The following is a 22,535-nucleotide window of genomic DNA, read 5'->3' as shown; positions in this document are numbered from 1 at the left end:
AAGCTGGGGTTTTTGTTTTTGGAATTTACTCATTATTTAATCAAATAAGAGTCTAATTTTAGTTTTAACAAAACTATTATCTTCATATACGATTTTTTATAAGTTTGTTAAACTAATAAAAATTTATATTTTTCTAATTTAATGAATTATAAAGATCGCATTTCTAATATTTTCTCTGTTAATGGCGAATTAAGTCAAAGTATCAAAGGTTTTAGACCTCGAACTGAGCAGATTGAAATGGCGCATGCTGTTGGCGAGTCAATCCAAAATAAATCTTCCCTTATCATTGAAGCTGGAACGGGTACAGGAAAGACCTTCGCATATCTGGCCCCTGCCCTAGTATTTGGTAAAAAAACAATTATTTCTACAGGATCTAAAAATCTTCAAGATCAGCTTTTTAATCGAGATCTTCCTGCTATTAAAAAAGCCCTTAATTTCACGGGAAAAATTGCGTTGCTAAAAGGTCGGGCAAACTATCTTTGTTTAGAGCGTTTAGATCAAGTGATTGCTCAAGGTGTGCTTGGAGATAAATCTGTTTTATCCGAATTAACTAAAGTACGCAAATGGAATAATAGTACTAAGACAGGTGATTTTACAGAATGTATCGATCTTGCAGAAGATAGCCCAATTATTCCTCAACTGACTAGTACTGCAGAAAGCTGTTTAGGTACAGATTGCCCTAATTATTCAGAATGTTATGTAGCAAGTGCGCGTAAAAAAGCATTAAATGCTGATTTGGTTGTAGTTAATCATCACTTATTTTTTGCAGATATGGCCGTGAAAGAAAGTGGTTTTGGAGAACTCATTCCGAATGCAGAAGTGATTATTTTTGACGAAGCTCATCAGTTACCAGATATTGCCAGTCAATATTTTGGTCAATCTTTAACATCACGCCAGCTTTTTGATTTGTGTAAGGATATTAATATTGTTTATCGCACTGAACTCAAAGATATGCAGCAGCTTGGCACAACATCTGATACCTTACTGAATGTTGTACAAGATTTTCGTTTATTACTGGGTAATGGGAGTAATGTTCGAGGAAATTGGCGTGAGCTTTACACGCAAAGTGCGGTGAAAAAATCCTTTGAATTATTACAGGAGAAAATAGATTTTTTAGCTGAGGTAATTAAATTAGCGCTTGGTCGCTCCCAAACTTTGGATACTATTTTTGAGCGTGTTGAATCTATTAAAATTCAGCTTAAGCGTTTATCTGAAACAAATATTGTGGGTTATTGTTATTGGTATGAAGGAAATGGTCGCCAGTTTGGTTTACATATTACGCCATTGACAGTAGCCGATAAATTTGGTGCTCAGATCGAAGCTAAAGAAGCCGCTTGGATATTCACATCTGCGACATTAGAAGTGGGGGGAACTTTTAATCATTTCTGCCAACGTTTAGGTATTGAAAATGCGACACAAAAAATTTTATATAGTCCCTTTAATTATCCTGAACAATCTTTGCTTTGTGTGCCTAGATATTTGCCGAATACCAATCAAGCGAATACGTTAAGCGCTTTAGGAGAAATGCTATTACCTGTAATCGAAGCAAATAAGGGGCGTTGTTTTGTTCTGTGTACCTCTTATTCAATGATGCGCGGTTTAGCAGAATACTTCCGTGAAAAAAGTAACCTTTCTATTTTATTACAAGGCGAAACCTCAAAAGGAAAATTACTCGAGCAATTTATAAAAGAAACGCATAGCGTTTTGGTGGCCACCTCTAGTTTTTGGGAAGGTGTAGATGTGCGCGGCGATGCACTTTCTTTAGTCATCATTGATAAGCTTCCCTTTACTGCGCCAGATGAGCCTTTGTTAAAAGCACGTATTGAGGATTGCCGTTTACAAGGTGGCGATCCATTCAATGACATTCAAATTCCTGAAGCGGTGATTACGTTGAAACAAGGCGTTGGGCGTTTAATTCGCGATGTTACAGATCGTGGCGTTGTGATTATTTGTGATAATCGATTAGTAATGCGCAATTATGGCGAAACATTTTTGAAAAGTTTACCTAACTCAAGTCGTACCCGTGATCTCAACAAAGTGATACAATTCTTACAAAATAAATAAACGAGAATAATAATGCAAAATTTAACTTTATTGGTGCTAGATACTTCAACTGAAGCTTGTTCTGTCGCTTTATTGTATCGTGGTGAGAAAACACATATTAATGAACTTGCTCAACGCACTCACACCAAACGAATTTTACCTATGATCGATGAAATTTTGGCAAATTCGGGGGTAGGTTTAAATCAAGTTGATGCGCTTGCCTTTGGGCGAGGTCCGGGGAGTTTTACCGGCGTTCGTGTTGGTGCTGGGATTGCACAAGGTTTAGCGTTTGGTGCGGATTTGCCTGTCATTCCTGTTTCAAATTTAACCGCAATGGCACAGGCGGCATTTGAATTACATCAAGCAGAAAATGTCGTTGCAGCAATTGATGCGAGAATGAACGAAGTTTATTTTTCTCAATTAGTGAGAGAAAAAGTGCGGTCTGATTTTGGAGAGTTTTTTCAATGGCGAGAAATCATAACTGAACAAGTATGTTCCCCTGAACAAGCAATTAAACAGCTTCGAGATGATAATGCATTTAGAGTCGGAACAGGTTGGGCAGCGTATTCTCAATTTACTGAAAAAAATCTAACGAGTTCAGATATTGTGTTACCTAATGCCTTATATATGCTGGAGCTCGCACGAGTAGAATACTTGCAAAAACGCACAATTTCAGCTTTAGAGATTGAACCGATTTATTTGCGAAACGAGGTTACTTGGAAAAAATTACCAGGACGTGAATGAGTTTAAATAACTGGAGGATAGAAAATGAAAGGCAAAATCACCTTATTTTTTACCGCACTTTGCTTGGGATTAACTGGCTGTATGGCACCGCCGAAAGGGTTAGAAGAAGAGCGGTTCTCTATTAATTCCTATCGCGGGATTTCCCCTCAAGATTTAACCTGTCATTGTAAAACTGTTCGGCTTGGCGGGAAAATTGTTCAGGCGACTGTTTTACCAAATCAAACAAAAATTGAAGTGTTAAGTTTACCGGTATCATCAATTTCAGGTAAACCATTCGTTGAATTTCAATCAGATGGCCGTTTTATTGTGTATTTCAACGGCTTTGTGGACCCTGAAAATTTAAAAGAACGTTATATTACTGTGGGCGGGCGATTAGTTGGAACAGAGAAAGGCAAGATCGAACAAGCTGATTATACTTATCCTGTTATTCAACCTGATAAATACCGTATTTGGACACTTAGTACCACCTATGATTATCCAACAGATGATTGGGATGAAGATGATGATTGGGGATTTTTTAGATGGAGACATCGCCCTTGGTATGTCCAGCCTGAAATTCGCTATTATTTGAATTAAATGATAAAATCTTAAAGATTTTCCAACAAATTAGGATAAAAAATGGAAAAAATTTGGTTTCAAAATTATCCAGAAGGTTCTGAAAAATTTCTGGATACCTCAAAATATGAATCTATTGTGGATATGTTCGACAAAGCTGTGCGCGAACATCCAGATCGCCCCGCTTACATTAATATGGGGCAAGTACTTACTTTTCGTAAATTAGAAGAGCGCAGTCGTGCATTTGCCGCGTATTTGCAAAATGAATTTAAACTTCAGCGTGGTGATCGCGTGGCATTAATGATGCCAAATTTATTGCAATATCCTATCGCACTTTTTGGTATTTTGCGTGCGGGCTTAATTGCAGTAAATGTGAATCCTCTTTACACACCGAGAGAATTAGAGCACCAGTTGCAAGATAGTGGTGCGGTAGCGATTGTTGTGGTATCTAATTTTGCTTCTACCTTGGAAAAAGTCGTTTTTAATACCAATGTCAAACACGTTATTCTTACCCGAATGGGCGATCAACTTTCATTTGGTAAACGTACTTTAGTCAATTTTGTCGTGAAATATGTGAAAAAACTCGTGCCGAAATATAAATTACCGCACGCAGTAACATTCCGTGAAGTATTGAGTATTGGTAAATATCGCCAATACGTTCGTCCAGAAATGTCGCGTGAGGATTTAGCCTTTTTACAATACACAGGCGGCACAACAGGTGTAGCGAAAGGTGCGATGCTGACGCACGGAAATATCATTACCAATGTTTTCCAAGCAAAATGGATTGCAGAGCCATTTATTGGCGATCATTCTCGCACTCGCTCAGCTATTTTAGCCTTGCCTCTTTATCACGTATTTGCCTTAACCGTAAACTGCTTATTATTTTTAGAGTTAGGTGTAACGGCGATCTTAATCACCAATCCGAGAGATATTGAGGGATTTGTGAAAGAGTTGAAAAAATACCGTTTTGAGGCGATTACTGGTGTAAATACCTTATTTAATGCGTTGTTAAATAATGAAAACTTTAAAGAAGTTGATTTTTCTGCTTTGAAACTTTCAGTTGGAGGCGGAATGGCTATTCAACAATCAGTGGCAAGACGTTGGCATGAATTGACGGGCTGTAATATCATTGAGGGTTATGGAATGACAGAATGTTCACCATTAATCGCAGCTTGTCCGATTAATGTTGTGAAACATAATGGCACTATTGGTGTACCAGTGCCAAATACTGATATAAAAATCATTAAAGATGATGGTTCAGAAGCAAAAATTGGCGAACCTGGTGAATTATGGGTGAAAGGTGACCAAGTCATGCGAGGCTATTGGCAACGACCAGAAGCAACTAGCGAAGTTTTAAAAGATGGTTGGATGGCAACAGGCGATATTGTTATTATGGATGAATCATATAGTTTACGCATTGTAGATCGTAAAAAAGATATGATTTTGGTTTCTGGCTTTAATGTCTATCCAAATGAAATTGAAGATGTCGTTATGCTGAATTACAAAGTGGCTGAGGCTGTGGCAATCGGTGTTCCTCATGAAGTTTCTGGTGAAACGATTAAAGTATTTGTGGTGAAAAAGGATGATACTTTAACTCGTGATGAACTTCGAAACCATTGTCGCCAATATCTCACAGGCTATAAAGTACCAAAAGAAATTGAGTTCCGAGACGAACTGCCAAAAACTAATGTTGGAAAGATTTTACGTCGGGTTCTACGCGATGAAGAGATCGCAAAACGTTCAAAACATTAATGTCAAAATGGGATAGCAATATCCCATTTTTGTTCTTTTTAAATAAAAAATCACTATGATAAAAGAATGTCAAAATCTACCGCACTTTACGGTTATTACGGATAATACTTCGCTATTGGAAATTTGCAATTTGGCTCAGCAGCAAAGTGCGGTCGCCTTAGATACAGAATTTATGCGTGTTTCCACTTATTTTCCTAAGCTGGGATTAATCCAACTTTATGATGGTGAGCGCGTCTCTTTAATTGATCCTTTAGCGATTACGGATTTTTCGCCTTTTGTTGCATTGTTATCCAATCCTAAAGTATTAAAAGTCTTACATTCTTGTAGTGAGGATTTATTGGTTTTCTTACAAGAATTTGATCAGCTTCCACACTCAATGATTGATACGCAAATTATGGCGCGATTTCTTGGGCTTGGCACATCAGCAGGATTGGCAAAATTAGCACACCAATACTTAAATGTAGAAATCGATAAAGGTGCAACTCGCACCAATTGGATCAAACGCCCCCTTTCTGATATTCAACTTAAGTATGCCGCAGGTGATGTTTGGTATTTATTGCCGCTTTATCATATTCTTGAAAAAGAGTTAGCGAAAACACCTTGGGAACAAGCAGTAAGAGATGATTGTGAATTGGCTCTTGCTAAAACGCATAAATTACAAGAACGAGATTCAGAAAAAGCTTATTTAGATATTCCAAATGCTTGGAAATTAAATCCATTAGAATTGTCTCGTTTAAGAATTTTGGCGCAGTGGCGACAAAACGTCGCAATAGAACGTGATTTAGCCCTGTCTTATATTGTGAAATCAGATAATCTTTGGAAAGTGGCAAAGAATAATCCACGTAATACATCTGAAATGTTAGAAATGGGATTAACTGAAAATGAAGTGCGTGTACGTGGTAAGAAAATTCTACAATTACTTTCTCAAGTAAGACGTGTTTCTTCTAATGACTATCCAAAACCTATTGAACGTATTTCTGAAGATCCTCGTTATAAAAAAACGATTCGGTTATTACAAGAAAAAGTGAATAGTTTAATGCCAGAAGGTTTGACCCCTGAAATCGTTGCGAGTAAACGCACTTTGGAAGAATTGATTAAATGGGTTTGGAAATATAATTGTTCTCAAGACAAACTACCAGAGTTGCTGATTGGATGGCGAAAACCTATTGGTGAAAAGTTAGTTGATGTACTTAAGTAGATATAAAAAAGCGTTGGGCAAATAGCTCAACGCTTTTAGTTTTTACTCGTAGAGTTTTTTCACTTGTTCAGATGTCATTACTCGTTGGTATTTGCTAAATTCTTTTGCCATATAGTAAGCACCAAAATTTGTTAAGTGATCTTGATCCCCGTACAAGTATTTTCCTTCTGCCATAACGCTATCTTTTGGTAAATACTGTTGAGCATCTACCCAATAAACATTAGGAATATCTTTGACTAAATCATGAATAATTTTGTTACTCGCATCAATATCGCCCATTCTACGAATTGGTTCCAAATATTTTTCAAGGCCATATTTCTCTAGTAAATATCCTCGAACAGGAGATCTACTAATAGAGCTGTTATTTGCAAAGATATAAACTGATTTTGATTTAGCCAGTAATTTTACAGTTTCAACAAAGCGAGTTTTGAAGTTATCAATAAAGTAAGCCTGAGCGTTAAATCGGGGAACAGGTTGTCCTCCCATTCTTAAATCATAAAATCCAGAAATAAAAATAGCTTTATATTTAGGTGAATTAATCTCATTAAGTAACCCTTGACACTCAGGTGTTATTTTATTGTTTTTATCCACTAAAACAAAACAATCCTTCCCATCAGTTATGCTTAAAATAGTTGACTTCCATCCTTCTTGCTTACCAAGATATTTTAAAAAATAAGTAAGATGACCAGCATGAGAATCCCCTATTGTTAAAACTGTAGTTGGTAAGTTATTCTCTAAATTAACAGATAAAACATCTTGTTCAATATGTTCTTTTTCTTTTCTAATCTGTTTTCTTTCATAAGTGTTATAACCAATAATAAAAAGAGATGGAATTAGATAAAGATAGATAAATGCCTGTTTAAAGTTTAATTTTGATTTTCTTATAGGTTGCTCAATTAAATAATAACTTGTGATAGAGGAAATAATAGTTAATATAACAACAATTAAAACTGTAATGCCTTGAATCTGCTTGCTGCCAGTAATGTAATAAGCGAGCGCAATAAAAATCCAATGATATAAATAGAGTGAATAAGAAATTTTTCCAATAAATACCATTACTTTATTAGATAAACATAATTTAATAATGTTATTTTGTGATGTGGTATGAATAATTAATGCTGTAAAAATACAAGGAAGAATTAAAGTAACTCCCGGAATATATGCAATATCATTATTCATTAAAAATAAACAGGAAAATAATAGTAATGTACTTAAAATAGCCAGAGTATTATTTGCTAGCTTACTCAATTGAATGTTATTTGAAAAATTATGATAAATGGCGAGTAATGAACCTACAAGTAATTCTGGAAATCTTAGGTTAGATAGATAATAAATATTAGGTTGATGAAATACCTGTTTGTAAATATTAGCTGGAATAAAAGAGGTGGCAAGTAAAATAAAAAACAAAGCTAGCGTTATCGCAAATAATGCTTTAATTTCTCTAAATTTTTTATAAGCTAAAATTAGGATTAGTGGAAAAATAAGATAGTATTGCTCTTCTACAGCTAATGACCAAATATGTAGTACAGGGTTTTCATTTGCACTTAAGTCAAAATAACCTTGTGTTAAACCTAAATAGAAATTAGATAAGAAAATAGTGGCTAATTCTATTGTTTTTCTTAATTGGTTAAAATCATTATAAATAAAAATAGCAGATGCAACGAAAGACACTAATGCGATCACTGTAATAAAAGCGGGATAAATTCGTTTAATTCGTCGAGTATAAAATTGCTTAAACGAAAAAGAATTCTGTTGAATTTCTGTGATAATAATACCAGTAATCAGAAAACCAGAAATAACAAAGAAAATATCTACCCCAAGAAAACCGCCTGGTAACCAGTTTTCATTAAGATGATAGATAATGACTGAAATAACAGCAATTGCGCGTAGTCCATCAATTTCTGGGCGATATTTAATAGATGACATAATATTCCTTTAATAAAAATATAAACCGCACTTTGTTATATGAGTCAAAAGTGCGGTTATTTTTTTGTATATTTTTACACGTTGAATCGGAAGTGCATTACATCCCCATCTTGTACGACGTAATCTTTGCCTTCTAAACGCCATTTACCCGCTTCTTTTGCGCCGTTTTCTCCGTTGAATTGGGTAAAGTCTTCATAAGCTATAACTTCTGCTCGGATAAAGCCTTTTTCAAAGTCGGTGTGGATTACAGCTGCTGCTTTTGGTGCGGTTGCGCCGACTGAAATTGTCCAAGCTCGTACTTCTTTTACGCCAGCAGTGAAATAAGTTTGAAGATTTAAAAGTGCGTAACCAGCACGAATTACGCGGTTCAATCCAGGTTCTTCAATGCCTAAATCTTGTAAAAACTCGACTTTTTCTTCATCATCAAGTTCTGCAATTTCAGATTCAATCGCTGCACATACTGGAACAACTACCGCCCCTTCTTTTGCTGCAATTTCACGCACGCGATCTAAGTATGGATTATTTTCAAAGCCATCTTCATTTACGTTTGCGATATACATTGTTGGTTTTAAAGTTAAGAAGTTGTAACTCTTGATTGCTTGCAATTCTTCTTTGTCTAATCCAACAGAGCGAATCATCCCCGCATTTTCAAGTACAGGAAGAATTTTTTCCATAACGGAAAGTTAAAATTTAGCCTCTTTGTCTCCACCTTTGGCACGTTTTTGTAAGCGTTGAATCGCTCGTTCACAGCTGTCTAAGTCGGATAAGGATAATTCGGTATTGATGGTATCAATGTCATCTTGTGGGTCAATTTTCCCAGCAACGTGCACGATATCGTCATTTTCAAAGCAACGAACGACGTGACCAATTGCGTCTGTTTCGCGGATGTTTGCTAAGAATTTATTACCCAAGCCCTCTCCTTTACTTGCTCCCGCAACTAAGCCTGCGATGTCCACGAATTCCATAGTTGTAGGTAATACGCGTTCAGGTTTAACGATTTCTGCCAATGCATCTAAACGCGGATCTGGCATTGGCACGACACCGGTATTTGGTTCGATAGTACAGAATGGATAGTTTGCGGCTTCAATACCAGCTTTAGTGAGCGCGTTAAAAAGAGTAGATTTGCCGACATTTGGCAATCCCACAATACCACATTTGAATCCCATAATTTTTCCTTATTTTGAGTAAAACGGTTGTAAAACTAACCGCACTTTTAAATTTTGAAACTGTTTAAACGGTTGGTCGCTTTGACCATTCCATCTTTGAAAATCATTTCTACACAATCAGTTGCTTCATCTAGCACTTTTTCAAGTGCATCGCGATCTGCCGGTGATGGTTTATTTAAAACATAACCCGCCACTAAATCACGATGGCCAGGATGTCCAATGCCAATACGTAAGCGGTAGAAATTATTGTTATTGCCTAATTGAGCCACAATATCTTTTAAGCCGTTATGTCCGCCGTGCCCACCGCCTTGTTTGAGTTTTGCTGTGCCTGGCGGTAAATCTAATTCATCATGAATAACTAAAATTTCTTCAGGTTTAATACGATAAAAACTTGCCAATGCCCCAACTGCTTTACCGCTTAAATTCATAAAAGTTGTCGGTACTAAAAGGCGAACTTCTTTTCCATTCACTAAAGTGCGGGCAGTTTTTCCGAAGAATTTACTTTCTGGATTTAGAAAAACGTTAAAATGACGTGCTAGACGTTCAATAAGCCATTCGCCCGCATTGTGGCGTGTATCGGTATATTTATCGCCAGGATTGCCTAAACCAACAATGAGTTTTATTTCTGACATTTTTATTTGATGATGTAAAAAAATAGTGGCGTATTGTAGCGAAAAAGCCCCAAAGTCTCAATCTACATCACTTATTTTGCTTTCACAGCTTCTAATAAAGCATTTAGAAGTGTAATTTCTTTCTCTTTTTGCTCTAAAATAGTTCGAGCTTTATTTAAAATCACGATCTATTGATAATTCTATTGATTATGATGAATTAGCCAGTTTAACGGAAAATTTTGTTTCAAGTGATATAAAATTTCTCTGTGATGAAACTTCAAGAAAAGCTCTAAAAAATAATAGTAAAATATCTCAGTCTATTCTAATTAAAACGATTTCTAATACATCACTTTCATTATCCTTAGATGAACTAAAGGAATATGAAAAAGTACAAGAGAAGTTTTTAAATAAAAAGCCTAAAAACAAACCTATAAAGAATACTATAGGTTTCTTTTAAGACATTAGCGTGTAAACAATAATGTTTACACGCCCACTTAAACTAATCTACTAATAATGAATCTTTAAGCAATATCCCAACTCTAATTCTGTAGTAATCATCACTTAATTGCTTTTTACCTGTTTCGGAGAGAAGAATTATCCAAATAGAGTTCACGTTCTACATCCTCAAGTGAATTCACTTTTTCCTTTCCAGATCGAACACGTTCAATAACTGCATTTGCCAACAAAATATCTTCCAAATCCTTCATATAAGCTTCAAGTGCTACTTTTACATAATAGGATTTTGCTCTGCTGGTTTGTAATGCAAGATGATAAGACAATGCTGAAGTTCTTTAGGTAATCTTACTGTAAGTATCATAATATCTCCTTAAATATTGAAAGCATTATAGAAATGTGCTCAATGTAATATAAATATTATAAGGCTAAAACAAGCACGCCCGATAAAATCAAAATACTGCCTACGACTAATTTCAAGCTCAACGGTTCGCCTAAGATAAACACGCCTAAAATAATCGCGATGACCACGCTTAATTTATCAATGGGAGCGACCCAAGATGCTGGGGCAAGTTGAAGGGCGCGATAATAACAAAGCCAAGAAAGCCCTGTGGCAATGCCGGATAGCACCAAAAAGGTGAAAGGTTTGGCGGCGATATGTTGTGGCAGTTGCCATTCATTGCGGACGGAAATAATACCGGCGGTGACCAGTAAAATCACGATGGTGCGAATAAACGTGGCGAGATTGCTATTCATCCCCTCCACCCCGAGTTTGCCTAAAATTGCCGTTAAGCCTGCAAAAAATGCCGAGCCAACGGCAAAAAATACCCAATTCATTTTGTTTCCTTATTTATGGTTAAAACTGACCGCACTTTTTCGCTATATCCGTTATAATAGCCCAAAATTTTTTGATGAAGAAATAAAGATGAGTCAGATTAACATTGAAATCGCTTATGCTTTGCCCGAACGTTATTATTTGAAATCTTTTCAAGTTGATGAAGGAGTCACCGTGCAAACTGCGATTACGCAATCAGGGATTTTAAGCCAATTTCCAGAGATTGATTTGCAGACAAATAAAATTGGGATTTTCAGTCGTCCAATAAAATTGACTGATGTATTAAAAGAGGGCGACCGTATTGAAATTTATCGTCCATTACTTGCTGATCCGAAAGAAATTCGCCGTAAACGTGCAGCAGAGCAAGCTGCAGCCAAAGACAAAGAAAAAGGAGCTTAAAAATGACCGCACTTTCATCTGTTGATTTTTGTTTACCTGAACATATCACGCCAGAAACTTTTCTACGCGATTATTGGCAGAAAAAGCCACTAGTGATTCGTAACGGTTTGCCTGAAATTGTTGGGCAGTTTGAGCCACAAGATATTATTGCGCTCGCTCAAAATGAAGATGTCACCGCTCGTTTAGTGAAGACATTTTCTGATGATGATTGGAAAGTTTTTTTTAGCCCTTTGAGCGAAAAGGATTTCCAAAAATTGCCAGAGAAATGGTCGGTGTTAGTTCAAAATTTAGAGCAATGGTCGCCTGAATTAGGACAACTTTGGAACAAATTTGGCTTTATTCCTCAATGGCAACGTGACGATATTATGGTGTCTTATGCGCCGAAAGGTGGCTCTGTTGGTAAGCATTATGATGAGTATGATGTATTCTTGGTGCAAGGATATGGCCATCGCCGTTGGCAATTAGGTAAATGGTGTGATCCAAGTACCGAATTTAAACCAAATCAGCCAATCCGAATTTTTGATGATATGGGCGAATTGGTGATTGATGAAGTGATGAATCCGGGTGATATTCTCTATATTCCAGCCCGTATGGCACATTATGGCGTAGCTGAAGATGATTGTTTAACCTTTTCTTTTGGCTTACGTTATCCAAATTTAAGCAATTTGATTGATGGGATAAGCAAAGGCTTTTGTCATCAAGATCCTGATTTGAATTTAAGCGAGTTTGATTTGCCGCTACGTTTAAGCCAGTCTGAACAACGTACAGGTAAACTTGCGGATGAAAATATTCAAGCAATGAAACAGCTTTTATTAGATAAATTGTCTCATTCAGAAGCTTTTGATGCGTTGTTTAAGCAAGCCGTAGCAAGTGCGGTGAGTTCTCGTCGTTACGAGTTATTAGTCTCTGATGAAATGTGTGATCCTGATGAAGTGCGGTCAATTTTAGAAGAGGATGGCGCATTCCTTTCTCAAGACAACAATTGTAAATTGCTTTACACTGAAAATCCGTTGAGAATTTATGCTAATGGCGAGTGGTTAGATGAGCTTAATGTGATTGAGACTGAAGTGTTGAAACGCTTATCTGATGGTGAAAGTTTAGATTGGGCATTTTTATCTAATTTAGTGAATGAAACCGAAGATCCTGAAACTTCGATGGATTTGTTGTTGGATTCTATTTGTAACTGGGTTGATGATGGTTGGGCATTAATTGAATAATATGTCCGACAATATTTATTCCGTCTCTCAACTGAATTCGGCTGCTCGCCAGATGCTAGAAGGGAATTTTTCACAAATTTGGTTAACGGGTGAAATTTCCAATTTTACCCAACCTGTGTCTGGGCATTGGTATTTAACGCTGAAAGATGAAAATGCACAGGTGCGTTGTGCAATGTTTCGCATGAAGAATTTGCGTGTTGCTTTTCGTCCGCAAAATGGGATGCAAGTGCTTGTGCGTGCCAATGTGAGTTTATATGAGCCTCGTGGTGATTATCAGCTTATTATTGATTCTATGCACCCAGCTGGCGAGGGCTTGTTGCAACAGCAATTTGAAGCGTTAAAAATGAAGTTGGCTGCGGAAGGATTATTTGCTCAAAATCTTAAGAAAAATCTACCGCACTTTAGTAAAGCAGTTGGGATTATTACTTCTTCTACAGGTGCGGCCTTACAAGATATTTTGCATATTTTGGCACGCCGTGATCCAAGTTTAAAAGTTGTTATTTATCCCACTGCGGTTCAGGGTAAAGAGGCGACCGCAGAAATTGTGCAAATGATCGAACTTGCCAATGCACGACAAGAGGTGGATGTATTAATTGTGGGTCGTGGTGGTGGTTCATTAGAAGATCTTTGGTGTTTTAATGAAGAAGAAGTGGCGCGAGCGATTTTTCGTTCAATTTTACCCATTATCAGTGCGGTGGGACATGAAACAGATGTGACGATTGCCGATTTTGTTGCTGATCTTCGTGCACCGACTCCTTCTGCTGCGGCTGAGCTAGTTAGTCGTAATCAAGATGAATTATTGCAACAACTGCGCCATCAACAGCAACGTTTAGATATGGCATTTGATCGCTTATTTACGCGAAAAAGCCAGCGTTTGAAACAGCTAATTTTACGATTGCAAAATCAACATCCACAGAATCAGTTACGCGCTCAACAGGCGAAAAATGAACAGCTTACGCATCGCTTGCAACTTGCTATGTTGCGTCAGTTTGAAAATACACAACAAAAATTCACCGCACTTTCTTCTCGTTTGAAACAAAATCCATTGCCATATCGAGTACAACGTCACCAACAACGCTTAGAGCAGTTGCAAGTACGGTTAAATTTTTGCGTAAATCGCCAAGTGACGGAACGTCAAAATAAACTGGCAACGTTATGTGGAAAATTGGATGGTTTAAGCCCGTTGAAGGTATTGGCGAGAGGCTATTCCATTGCAGAGAACCCGCAAGGTAAAGCTATTGTTAGCCTGAAAGATGTAAATCAAGGGGACTTAATTACAACTCAAGTGGTTGATGGAAAAATTGTGAGTAAGGTTTTGTAGGATGCTTATTTTGTAAAAATGGAGTGAAATACTGTTTCACTTACTTCTAAAAAAGAATGCTGTGATTGTTGAATAAATAATCATGGCATTTTGTTTTTTTGTGACTCACTTCAAACTTTCAACAAAAAGTGGAAACCTTCTATTTTTTTTGTAGTCTTTTAAGCGTATGATTTTGCGCGCAGTTTTGGAGAAAAAGATGTCAGAAATTCAACACTTTAGCCAACAAGATATAGAAATATTGGGTGAACAGACTTTGTATGAAGGGTTTTTCACACTCAAACGAATTCAATTTAAACATAAGCTTTTTGCTGGCGGTGAAAGCGGTGTGGTAACGCGTGAATTACTTATTAAAGGTGCTGCTTCTGCCGTTATTGCTTATGATCCAAAAGAAGATTCTGTGATTTTAGTTGAGCAAGTTCGTATTGGCGCAGCTTATCATCCAGAATCTCATCGTTCGCCTTGGTTACTCGAATTAATTGCAGGCATGGTGGAAAAAGGTGAAAAGCCGGAAGAGGTTGCTTTGCGTGAGAGTGAAGAAGAAGCGGGAATTCAAGTAAAAAATTTAACGCATTGCTTAAGTGTATGGGATAGCCCAGGTGGAACGGTGGAGCGAATTCATTTATTTGCCGGTGAGGTTGATAGTTCAAAAGCAAAAGGTATTCACGGTTTGGCTGAAGAAAATGAAGACATTCGAGTACACGTAGTAAAACGTGAACAGGCGTATCAATGGATGTGCGAAGGGAAAATTGATAATGGTATTGCAGTGATCGGGCTGCAGTGGCTTCAATTAAATTATGCTCAGTTACAACAAAGTTGGAAATGTAGTTAGGGGGCATTAATGAAAAATACGTTTGTTTATCAGGCGAAAAAGCCTGTTATTAAATTATTACAAATTACGGATCCCCATTTATTTAAAGATGAACGTGCGGAATTATTGGGGGTAAATACACAAGCAAGTTTTGCTCAAGTATTAAAGGAAATTCAGCAAGAAAATAACGAATTTGATGTGATTCTTGCAACAGGTGATCTTGTGCAGGATAGTAGTGATGAAGGTTACACTCGTTTTGTAGAAATGATGAAACCTTTAAATAAACCTGTGTTTTGGATTCCGGGAAATCACGATTTTCAGCCTAAAATGGCGGAATTCTTAAATCAGTCGCCAATGGATGGGGCAAAACATCTTCTATTAGGCGAACATTGGCAAGCTTTATTGTTAGATAGCCAAGTTTATGGTGTACCACATGGACAACTAAGCCAGCATCAACTCGATTTATTAAAAGAAACCTTAGAAAAAAATCCTGAACGCTATACGTTGGTTGTATTACACCATCATTTATTACCAACTAATTCTGCATGGCTTGATCAACATAACCTTCGTAATTCTCACGAATTGGCAGAAGTGCTTGCGCCTTTTTCCAATGTGAAGGCTATTTTGTATGGGCATATTCATCAAGAAGTAAACAGTGAATGGAATGGCTATCAAGTGATGGCAACACCAGCGACTTGTATTCAATTTAAACCTGATTGCCAGTATTTTTCTCTTGATACGTTACAGCCCGGTTGGCGTGAAATTGAGCTACATTCAGATGGTTCAATTCGTACGGAAGTAAAGCGCATTCAGCAAGAGGAATTTTTGCCGAATATGCAAGAAGAAGGGTATTAATCAAACTAAAGTGCGGTGAAAATTCACCGCACTTTTTTCTAGTTAGAAATGGTACGCATTAGTAAATGTGTACCATTTTTTATGATTTTATTACGCAATCACAACTTGTTCTGCATCGTCTTCAGCATGTTCAATATGCCCGATTAACCATGCATTCTCACCCGCTTGTTTTAAGATCGCTAATGCAGTTTCGACTTGCTCCTGAGGAAGTGCAATTACCATGCCCACACCACAATTGAAGGTTCGGTACATTTCATAGGTGTCAATATTGCCTTTTTCTTGTAACCAATTAAATACGGAAGGCCATTTCCAGCTTTTTTCATCAATTACTGCTTTGGTGTTTTTAGGCAATACGCGCGGAATGTTTTCCCAGAAACCGCCGCCTGTTAAATGCGCAATCGCATGTACATCGGCTTGCTTAATAAGTGCTAACACGGATTTGACATAGATTTTTGTTGGCGCAAGTATATGTTCGCTTAATGGTTTATTATCAAGCAGTTCTGTTGCAGGATTAACGCCCGCGACATCAATCACTTTACGAACTAAAGAATAACCGTTTGAATGTGGGCCACTGGAACCTAAGGCAATTAATGCATCGCCATTTTTTACACGGCTACCATCAATAATTTCAGATTTCTCTACAACGCCTACACAAAATCCAGCTAAATCATAATCGCCTGCATGATACATGCCTGGCATTTCTGCTGTTTCGCCCCCCACTAATGCACAACCTGATTGCACACAACCATCAGCAATTCCTTTTACAACGTCAGCAGCTACATCAACATCTAGTTTTCCTGTTGCATAATAATCTAAGAAAAACAGAGGTTCAGCACCTTGAACGACTAAATCATTTACGCACATAGCGACCAAATCAATGCCAATGGTGTCGTGTTTTTTTAAATCAATGGCTAAGCGTAATTTAGTGCCGACGCCATCGGTGCCAGATACTAAAACAGGCTCTTTATATTTGCTTGGTATCGCGCATAAGGCGCCAAATCCACCTAATCCCCCGATAACTTCCGCACGAGTGGTACGTTTCACTTCAGGTTTAATTCGTTCAACCAAGGCATTGCCAGCATTAATGTCAACTCCGGCATCTTTATAGCTTAATGATTGTTTGCTCACAGTGTTTTCCTATGTCGATAAGTATTGAAAAATAAATCGGCGTTTATTTTAACAGTTTAGGCAAACGTTTGCGATTTAAATTTTGAGATAAAAAAAGACCGCACTTTAGAAAAAGTGCGGTCGAGTTTGACATTGTTTTTAACGATTCGCCAGTTCAAAAATCATTGCTTCTGCTTGGCAACTAAAAGTGAAAGAGGCATTTAGTTGAACACCGTTTTCAACTGCCACGATTTCGCTTTTAATTTCGCAAGGATCACTTTCTGTATCGCGTGCTTTCTTCGTTAATCGTTCAAGCGCTGCATTGGCATCAGCTTCTGTGCTATAAACTTGATGCACTTCTACGCTACAGTCAGAGCCATCAATAATCGTGCCTACATCAACACAGCTACAAGTTAAGGATTCTTCTGCTTTGCATTTTACGGTCATTTTCTTTTCCTTATATGAATATTTTTTCGCATTTTATCATTTTTCTTTTTCTCCATAAATGACAAAAATTGAACAAAATAGCCCATTAAATGTAAAAAGTTCCCGCTAACTGGTCGGAACTCTAATAAAAACAAGGAAATGAATTTGCACTCAATAGATTCGGGTTTTAGAATCGCCCAAGTTTTTATTTATAACAAAGGTTTCCAAATGAAAAAATTTAATCAATCTGTATTAGCAACTGCGATGTTATTAGCAGCTAGTGGGGCAAATGCTGCAGCGTTCCAATTGGCTGAAGTTTCTACTTCTGGGCTTGGTCGCGCGTATGCGGGTGAAGCGGCGATTGCGGATAATGCCTCTGTAGTGGCAACTAACCCAGCGTTGATGAGTTTATTTAAAACGAATCAATTTTCTGTGGGTGGTGTTTATGTGGATTCTAAAATTCACATGAGTGGTCCAGTTACAGTGACTTCTCCGCTGAATCGAACCCAAAAAAATCCAACAGGTACTTTAGCAACAGGTTCTGCGCATTATAATAATGTTGTTCCTGGTTCATTGATTCCGAATATGTATTTTGTAGCACCAATCAATGACAAATTTGCTATCGGTGGTGGTATGAATGTGAATTTTGGATTGAAAAGCGAATACAGTAATACCTATGATGCAGGTGCATTTGGTGGGACTACAGATTTAAGTGCAATTAATTTAAATTTAAGTGGTTCATATAAAGTAACCCAAGGGTTAAGCGCAGGATTAGGATTTAATGCTATTTATGCTAAAGCAGAAGTTCAACGTCGAGCTGGGATTTTATCAGATGCAGCGAAGAATCCAGATGTTATGACTGTCATGGTCCCTCGTCTTAGAGCTATGGGATTGCTCAATCGAACAACAGCTGCATCTTTAGCAGGATTACGTTCATTGGAAAAGGATAGTGTAGTGACTCATTTAGAAGGCTCTGCCTGGGGATTAGGTTGGAATGCCGGTTTAGTGTACGAGTTCAATGAAAATAACCGTGTTGGTTTAGCCTATCATTCAAAAATTGATATTGATTTTGAAGATGATTCAGCGATTGGAAACGGGCGTACTGGTCCTGGTGGATTAACATTGCACTTACCAGATTATTTAGAATTATCAGGTTTCCACCAAGTTACAGATAATTTGGCATTGCACTATAGCTACAAATTTACACATTGGAGCCGTTTCAAAGAGTTACACGCAACCTTTAATGATGGTGAACTAGCGTTCCATAAAGATGAAAAATACCGTAGCAATTCTCGTTATGCATTAGGTGCAACCTATAATGTAAATGATAAATTAACGCTTCGTACTGGTATTGCTTATGATGAAGCAGCCGCACCAACAGAACATGCAAGTGCATCTATTCCAGATACTGATCGTATGTGGTATAGCGTAGGGGCAACTTATAAATTTACCCCTAATCTTTCTATTGATGCGGGCTTTGCGCACTTACGTGGTAAAAAAATTCACTTTACCGAAAGCCAACCAATTCGAGGATTAGCGACAATAACAGCGAATTATACCTCTAAAGCAAGTGCTAACCTTTACGGTTTAAACTTAAACTACAGTTTCTAATTTGTTAAAAATTTAGCATAATAAAGCACACTTCCACACGAAGTGTGCTTTTCTTTTATAAAACAAGGCGAAAAATGACCGCACTTTATTACACTTATTATCCTTCACCCGTCGGGAAACTTTTGATTTTATCTGATGGTGAAAGCATTACACATATTGATTTTGAAAAAGAGCAATATGAGCCTAATCCCAAATGGCTCAAGCAAGATGAATTGCCTGTTTTTCAAAAAGTGCGGTTGGCTTTTGAACGATATTTTAATGGGGAAGTTGAGCGTTTTTCCGACATTCCCTTAAAACCAGAAGGCACAGCGTTTCAACAAGCCATTTGGCAAGCCTTGCGAGAAATTGATTATGGCGAGCTTTCAACTTATGGAGAGCTGGCGTTACGTATTAATAATCCTAAAGCTGTTCGTGCAGTGGGCGGCGCGGTAGGGAGTAATCCGATTAGCATTATTATTCCTTGTCACCGCATTTTAGGTAAAGATCGTACTTTAACTGGTTTTGGTGGTGGCTTAGAGGCAAAACGTTTTTTATTGCAGTTAGAGAATATTCCCTATATTGATAAAGGCACTGAAAATACTAAGCCTCGCTTTTTTAAGAAATATCACAAATGATTCCACAAACCCTTGAACAATTGCTTTCCCAAGCGCAATCAATTGCAGGCTTAACTTTTGGGGAGTTAGCTGATGAACTGCATATTCCTGTTCCGCCAGATTTAAAACGTGATAAAGGCTGGGTGGGGATGTTATTAGAGCGCGCTTTAGGTGCAACGGCAGGGAGTAAAGCTGAACAGGATTTTTCTCATTTAGGTGTTGAACTTAAAACATTGCCGATTAATGCTGAGGGTTATCCTCTTGAAACGACCTTTGTGAGCCTTGCTCCATTGGTACAAAATTCAGGAGTTAAATGGGAAAATTCTCACGTTCGTCATAAACTTTCTTGTGTACTTTGGATGCCGATTGAAGGCAGTCGTCATATTCCATTACGTGAACGCCATATCGGCGCGCCAATTTTATGGAAGCCAACCGCTGAGCAAGAACGTCAATTAAAACAAGATTGGGAAGAATTGATGGATTTAATTGTACTTGGCAAATTGGAGCAGATTACCGCTCGAATTGGTGAGGTTATGCAACTTCGCCCGAAGGGTGCAAATAGTCGTGCTGTGACAAAAGGGATAGGAAAAAATGGCGAAATTATAGATACCTTGCCTTTAGGTTTTTATCTAAGAAAAGAATTCACCGCTCAAATTCTAAACGCATTTTTAGAAACTAAGTCGCTTTAACTTAATTTTAAGACTCGTCAAAAACACGGAAAAAACCTACCGCACTTTTTAGCTCATTGCCGTAAAAAATTAAGGGGATTCGATTTCGTTCCCAAGGTGGTACGCTTAATTCTTGCCAGATTTTTTTTATATCTTCTCTTGGTCGTTTCGGATGATGTTTAACTTTACCTGAATAGCCAAAGCGAATGGAAATAGGCAAGTCCGTTTTTTCCAGCGTAACAGAATAATCCTGCCAGTAGAAAATCAGATTGTGTTCATTTTCTTGAACTGTGAGGTTGCCTAAATCATCGGGTAAACTTAACGTGTTTTGTTCTAATTTTAGGCAGTATTTGGTTAGATCAGAAAACGGCTTAGTTAAATATAAACTATCTTGATAACGTCGAATGACTTTATTTACAAGCTGAAATTGAGGATTTGCATCTTCTTTTGCAAAAACAACATCATTAACAAGTTGTGTAAGTTGGCGTTTACTTGGCATTTCAAGTTGGTTTTCGGCAAGCCACATGCGCAAAAGTGCGGTTTGTTTTGTGGGTGAATATTGGCGGAACTGACACAGTTTAAATTGGCTTTTAATTTGACAATGTTCTGCAAAAATTTCGCTCAATAAATCATTAATTAGCTGTTGTTGCTCAAAACAATGTTGTGCAGAACGTTGTAAGGATAAATCAAAATGAGCCCAGCGTTTACGTAATTCTGGCAAAATTTCATTGCGCAAGAAATTGCGATCGTATCGATTATCCTCATTACTTTCATCTGTAATCCAGTTGAGTTTTTCTTTTTGCGCATAATCTTCTAACTGTGAGCGAGTAAAGTCTAACAAAGGGCGTAAAATTGGCATTCCGAATAATACACTTTGCTGTTGCATGGCGCCTAAGCCTTGTAGTCCACTGCCACGTTTTAGCGCTAAGAAAAACGTTTCTGTTTGATCGTTTAGATGATGTGCTGTAACCAGCATTTCTTGCGTTTGAAGATGTTTTTTTATGGCTTGATAGCGTGCTTCACGTGCGCCAGCCTCAATGCCATTGGTTTTAGATACTTGTACTCGCTCGATAATCAACGGAATTTGAAATTGAGCGCATAAGTCTTGGCAATGTTGAACCCAACTGTCTGCATTGGGGCTTAAGCCGTGATGAATGTGGATAGCACGTACTGATAAAGCCGGTAAGTGCGGTTGTTTTTGACGAAGTTTTGCAAATAAAGAAAGAAGTACAGTGGAATCCAAACCACCACTCAAGGAGATAAGAAATCCTTGAGCAGAGGTTTGTTTGAGTTGTTTTTCAATGTCTGAAAGTAAGTCCATTAGGCAACTTTTTGTGCTTTATAATTGCTGCTTGGATTAAGGATTTCAAAACGTGCAGCAATCGTTTGTAATTCGTAAGAACCCAGTTCAAAGGTGGTTTTCATTACGCCTGCTACTTCATTATTCATGGCTTCAAAGGCTTTTACATCAGATTTGCCATTGAGTAAATTCGCTAAGAATGTACCTGCGATTAAATCGCCCACACCCACTGGTTCAAAGTTGAATTGATAAAGCGGGCGGCTTAAATGCCAAACACCCTCTGGGGTTGCCATAATAATTTCAAATGTATCAGGATCGTTAATTTTACCCGCACTGCCTAAATGTTTAACAAGGACTTTCTTCACGCCTTTTGCAATCAGTGCATTCACCGCTTTTAATACATCATCAAAGGTATTAATTGGGAATTCAGTGAGCTGACGCAACTCATGCAAGTTTGGCGTCATAATGTCTGCCACTGGAATCGCTTTTTCAATAAGAGCCTCGCGAACACCATTGGCAACAACGCAGATTTTTTTCGGATGTGGCATTACGGGGTCGCATAAATAAAGTGCATTGGGATTACGAAGTTTGATTTGTTCTAATGCAAAAAGAATTTGATCAACTTGTTCCGCAGATCCTAAGTAACCTGATAGTAAGGCATCACATTCTTGTAGTTTTTCAATGTTATCGAGTCCGGTCACAATTTCTCGGATTTGTTCTTGCGGAATTACCATGCCTGTCCATTTTCCGTATTGGGTGTGATTAGAAAATTGAACGGTATTTAATGCCCATACATCTACGCCTAACAACTGCATTGGAAAAGTCGCGGATTTGTTACCCGCAAAACCATAGACCACATGGGATTGGATCGAAAGTACGTTTTTCATTATGTTTGCTCCTTTGTTGTATATTTAGATCAAAAAAGAGCGGCAAAAATCACCGCTCTT

At 37.6% G+C, this 22,535-nt stretch carries 22 protein-coding genes and 1 pseudogene; 14 read left to right on the top strand and 9 right to left on the bottom strand.

Features of this window, described 5'->3' with window-relative positions; genetic code table 11:
• Positions 1–141 precede the first annotated feature (141 nt).
• From yoaA to rnd, 5 genes are read left to right on the top strand one after another with little or no spacing between them, the layout of a single operon-like run.
• Complete coding sequence (gene yoaA / locus A8M50_RS08320) at positions 142–2,064, top strand: DNA repair helicase YoaA (RefSeq protein WP_005645916.1); 1,923 nt, start codon at positions 142–144, stop codon at positions 2,062–2,064.
• A 12-nt stretch (positions 2,065–2,076) separates the two neighbouring features.
• Entirely contained in the window at positions 2,077–2,787 is a 711-nt protein-coding gene (gene tsaB / locus A8M50_RS08315; protein WP_005645884.1) for a tRNA (adenosine(37)-N6)-threonylcarbamoyltransferase complex dimerization subunit type 1 TsaB, read from the top strand.
• Positions 2,788–2,811: 24 nt separating this feature from the next.
• Positions 2,812–3,363, top strand: coding sequence for a Slp family lipoprotein (locus A8M50_RS08310; RefSeq protein WP_005645900.1), 552 nt, complete (start codon positions 2,812–2,814; stop codon positions 3,361–3,363).
• 42 nt (positions 3,364–3,405) lie between these two features.
• Positions 3,406–5,094 carry a long-chain-fatty-acid--CoA ligase FadD gene (fadD, locus tag A8M50_RS08305; protein WP_005645934.1) on the top strand — a complete coding sequence of 563 codons (1,689 nt, stop codon included), beginning with the start codon at positions 3,406–3,408 and terminating at the stop codon, positions 5,092–5,094.
• 55 nt (positions 5,095–5,149) lie between these two features.
• Entirely contained in the window at positions 5,150–6,292 is a 1,143-nt protein-coding gene (gene rnd / locus A8M50_RS08300) for a ribonuclease D (protein WP_005646007.1), read from the top strand.
• Positions 6,293–6,334: 42 nt separating this feature from the next.
• On the opposite strand, the gene A8M50_RS08295 is transcribed toward rnd, so the two are convergent.
• From A8M50_RS08295 to pth, 3 genes and pseudogenes are all read right to left on the bottom strand, one after another.
• On the bottom strand, positions 6,335–8,218 hold the full coding sequence (locus A8M50_RS08295; RefSeq protein WP_005645870.1) for an acyltransferase family protein: 1,884 nt from the start codon (positions 8,216–8,218) through the stop codon (positions 6,335–6,337).
• 74 nt (positions 8,219–8,292) lie between these two features.
• Positions 8,293–9,384, bottom strand: a pseudogene (gene ychF, locus A8M50_RS08290) (redox-regulated ATPase YchF).
• 47 nt (positions 9,385–9,431) lie between these two features.
• On the bottom strand, positions 9,432–10,016 hold the full coding sequence (pth, locus tag A8M50_RS08285) for an aminoacyl-tRNA hydrolase (protein WP_005646001.1): 585 nt from the start codon (positions 10,014–10,016) through the stop codon (positions 9,432–9,434).
• Positions 10,017–10,185: 169 nt separating this feature from the next.
• Between pth and A8M50_RS09085 the strand changes: the two genes are divergently transcribed.
• Positions 10,186–10,452 (top strand): hypothetical protein, encoded by a 267-nt coding sequence (locus A8M50_RS09085; protein WP_162270454.1) that lies wholly within the window; start codon positions 10,186–10,188, stop codon positions 10,450–10,452.
• Positions 10,453–10,567: 115 nt separating this feature from the next.
• Here the strand turns inward: A8M50_RS09085 and relB are convergent, their stop codons facing one another.
• Both relB and A8M50_RS08275 read right to left on the bottom strand, forming a co-directional pair.
• Complete coding sequence (gene relB / locus A8M50_RS08280) at positions 10,568–10,774, bottom strand: type II toxin-antitoxin system RelB family antitoxin (protein ID WP_005645961.1); 207 nt, start codon at positions 10,772–10,774, stop codon at positions 10,568–10,570.
• 94 nt (positions 10,775–10,868) lie between these two features.
• A complete protein-coding gene (locus A8M50_RS08275; RefSeq protein WP_005645926.1) occupies positions 10,869–11,285 on the bottom strand; it encodes an EamA family transporter in 417 nt (138 codons plus the stop codon).
• 88 nt (positions 11,286–11,373) lie between these two features.
• Here A8M50_RS08275 and A8M50_RS08270 point away from each other — a divergent pair, with 88 nt between their 5' ends.
• The 5 genes from A8M50_RS08270 (at position 11,374) to cpdA (ending at position 15,883) form a co-directional block, all read left to right on the top strand.
• Positions 11,374–11,682: an RnfH family protein gene (locus A8M50_RS08270; RefSeq protein ID WP_032826567.1), complete on the top strand. Its 309-nt coding sequence runs from the start codon at positions 11,374–11,376 to the stop codon at positions 11,680–11,682.
• A gap of 2 nt (positions 11,683–11,684) precedes the next feature.
• Positions 11,685–12,899, top strand: a complete 1,215-nt coding sequence (locus A8M50_RS08265; protein WP_005645872.1) for a ribosomal protein uL16 3-hydroxylase — start codon at positions 11,685–11,687, stop codon at positions 12,897–12,899.
• A gap of 1 nt (position 12,900) precedes the next feature.
• On the top strand, positions 12,901–14,220 hold the full coding sequence (gene xseA, locus A8M50_RS08260; RefSeq protein WP_005645964.1) for an exodeoxyribonuclease VII large subunit: 1,320 nt from the start codon (positions 12,901–12,903) through the stop codon (positions 14,218–14,220).
• 196 nt (positions 14,221–14,416) lie between these two features.
• Positions 14,417–15,049 carry an ADP-ribose diphosphatase gene (gene nudF / locus A8M50_RS08255; RefSeq protein WP_005645981.1) on the top strand — a complete coding sequence of 211 codons (633 nt, stop codon included), beginning with the start codon at positions 14,417–14,419 and terminating at the stop codon, positions 15,047–15,049.
• A gap of 9 nt (positions 15,050–15,058) precedes the next feature.
• The gene (gene cpdA / locus A8M50_RS08250) at positions 15,059–15,883 is read left to right on the top strand and encodes a 3',5'-cyclic-AMP phosphodiesterase (protein WP_005646018.1); all 825 of its coding nucleotides are present in this window, start codon (positions 15,059–15,061) and stop codon (positions 15,881–15,883) included.
• 90 nt (positions 15,884–15,973) lie between these two features.
• Here cpdA and purM read toward each other — a convergent pair whose 3' ends face one another.
• Complete coding sequence (purM, locus tag A8M50_RS08245) at positions 15,974–17,011, bottom strand: phosphoribosylformylglycinamidine cyclo-ligase (protein ID WP_005646004.1); 1,038 nt, start codon at positions 17,009–17,011, stop codon at positions 15,974–15,976.
• A gap of 138 nt (positions 17,012–17,149) precedes the next feature.
• Complete coding sequence (locus tag A8M50_RS08240) at positions 17,150–17,437, bottom strand: YfcZ/YiiS family protein (RefSeq protein WP_005639254.1); 288 nt, start codon at positions 17,435–17,437, stop codon at positions 17,150–17,152.
• Positions 17,438–17,644: 207 nt separating this feature from the next.
• Here A8M50_RS08240 and A8M50_RS08235 point away from each other — a divergent pair, with 207 nt between their 5' ends.
• From A8M50_RS08235 to mutH, 3 genes are all read left to right on the top strand, one after another.
• Complete coding sequence (locus tag A8M50_RS08235) at positions 17,645–19,027, top strand: porin (protein WP_005645972.1); 1,383 nt, start codon at positions 17,645–17,647, stop codon at positions 19,025–19,027.
• A 74-nt stretch (positions 19,028–19,101) separates the two neighbouring features.
• Positions 19,102–19,641: a methylated-DNA--[protein]-cysteine S-methyltransferase gene (locus A8M50_RS08230; protein ID WP_005645911.1), complete on the top strand. Its 540-nt coding sequence runs from the start codon at positions 19,102–19,104 to the stop codon at positions 19,639–19,641.
• Entirely contained in the window at positions 19,638–20,309 is a 672-nt protein-coding gene (gene mutH / locus A8M50_RS08225) for a DNA mismatch repair endonuclease MutH (RefSeq protein ID WP_005645914.1), read from the top strand. Before A8M50_RS08230 ends, mutH begins: the two co-directional genes overlap by 4 nt.
• Positions 20,310–20,316: 7 nt before the next feature.
• Here mutH and tilS read toward each other — a convergent pair whose 3' ends face one another.
• The gene (tilS, locus tag A8M50_RS08220; protein WP_005645931.1) at positions 20,317–21,609 is read right to left on the bottom strand and encodes a tRNA lysidine(34) synthetase TilS; all 1,293 of its coding nucleotides are present in this window, start codon (positions 21,607–21,609) and stop codon (positions 20,317–20,319) included.
• A complete protein-coding gene (pdxY, locus tag A8M50_RS08215; protein ID WP_005645947.1) occupies positions 21,609–22,475 on the bottom strand; it encodes a pyridoxal kinase in 867 nt (288 codons plus the stop codon). Before pdxY ends, tilS begins: the two co-directional genes overlap by 1 nt.
• Positions 22,476–22,535: the final 60 nt, after the last annotated feature.

It is taken from the genome of Haemophilus haemolyticus (assembly GCF_001679045.1).
GTDB lineage: Bacteria > Pseudomonadota > Gammaproteobacteria > Enterobacterales > Pasteurellaceae > Haemophilus > Haemophilus haemolyticus.
The sequence above is the reverse complement of the archived record's forward strand: the minus strand, read 5'-3'. Positions and strand labels throughout refer to the sequence as shown.

Bases quoted from the DNA above. Each gene is read 5' to 3' on its own strand.
- A8M50_RS08270 (WP_032826567.1), top strand. From the start codon at position 11,374: ATGAGTCAGATTAACATTGAAATCGCTTATGCTTTGCCCGAACGTTAT.
- yoaA (WP_005645916.1), top strand. From the start codon at position 142: ATGAATTATAAAGATCGCATTTCTAATATTTTCTCTGTTAATGGCGAA.
- xseA (WP_005645964.1), top strand. From the start codon at position 12,901: ATGTCCGACAATATTTATTCCGTCTCTCAACTGAATTCGGCTGCTCGC.
- A8M50_RS08275 (WP_005645926.1), bottom strand. From the start codon at position 11,285: ATGAATTGGGTATTTTTTGCCGTTGGCTCGGCATTTTTTGCAGGCTTA.
- rnd (WP_005646007.1), top strand. From the start codon at position 5,150: ATGATAAAAGAATGTCAAAATCTACCGCACTTTACGGTTATTACGGAT.
- A8M50_RS08230 (WP_005645911.1), top strand. From the start codon at position 19,102: ATGACCGCACTTTATTACACTTATTATCCTTCACCCGTCGGGAAACTT.
- A8M50_RS08265 (WP_005645872.1), top strand. From the start codon at position 11,685: ATGACCGCACTTTCATCTGTTGATTTTTGTTTACCTGAACATATCACG.
- tsaB (WP_005645884.1), top strand. From the start codon at position 2,077: ATGCAAAATTTAACTTTATTGGTGCTAGATACTTCAACTGAAGCTTGT.
- mutH (WP_005645914.1), top strand. From the start codon at position 19,638: ATGATTCCACAAACCCTTGAACAATTGCTTTCCCAAGCGCAATCAATT.
- pth (WP_005646001.1), bottom strand. From the start codon at position 10,016: ATGTCAGAAATAAAACTCATTGTTGGTTTAGGCAATCCTGGCGATAAA.
- cpdA (WP_005646018.1), top strand. From the start codon at position 15,059: ATGAAAAATACGTTTGTTTATCAGGCGAAAAAGCCTGTTATTAAATTA.
- fadD (WP_005645934.1), top strand. From the start codon at position 3,406: ATGGAAAAAATTTGGTTTCAAAATTATCCAGAAGGTTCTGAAAAATTT.
- A8M50_RS08240 (WP_005639254.1), bottom strand. From the start codon at position 17,437: ATGACCGTAAAATGCAAAGCAGAAGAATCCTTAACTTGTAGCTGTGTT.
- tilS (WP_005645931.1), bottom strand. From the start codon at position 21,609: ATGGACTTACTTTCAGACATTGAAAAACAACTCAAACAAACCTCTGCT.
- A8M50_RS08310 (WP_005645900.1), top strand. From the start codon at position 2,812: ATGAAAGGCAAAATCACCTTATTTTTTACCGCACTTTGCTTGGGATTA.
- pdxY (WP_005645947.1), bottom strand. From the start codon at position 22,475: ATGAAAAACGTACTTTCGATCCAATCCCATGTGGTCTATGGTTTTGCG.
- A8M50_RS08235 (WP_005645972.1), top strand. From the start codon at position 17,645: ATGAAAAAATTTAATCAATCTGTATTAGCAACTGCGATGTTATTAGCA.
- A8M50_RS08295 (WP_005645870.1), bottom strand. From the start codon at position 8,218: ATGTCATCTATTAAATATCGCCCAGAAATTGATGGACTACGCGCAATT.
- nudF (WP_005645981.1), top strand. From the start codon at position 14,417: ATGTCAGAAATTCAACACTTTAGCCAACAAGATATAGAAATATTGGGT.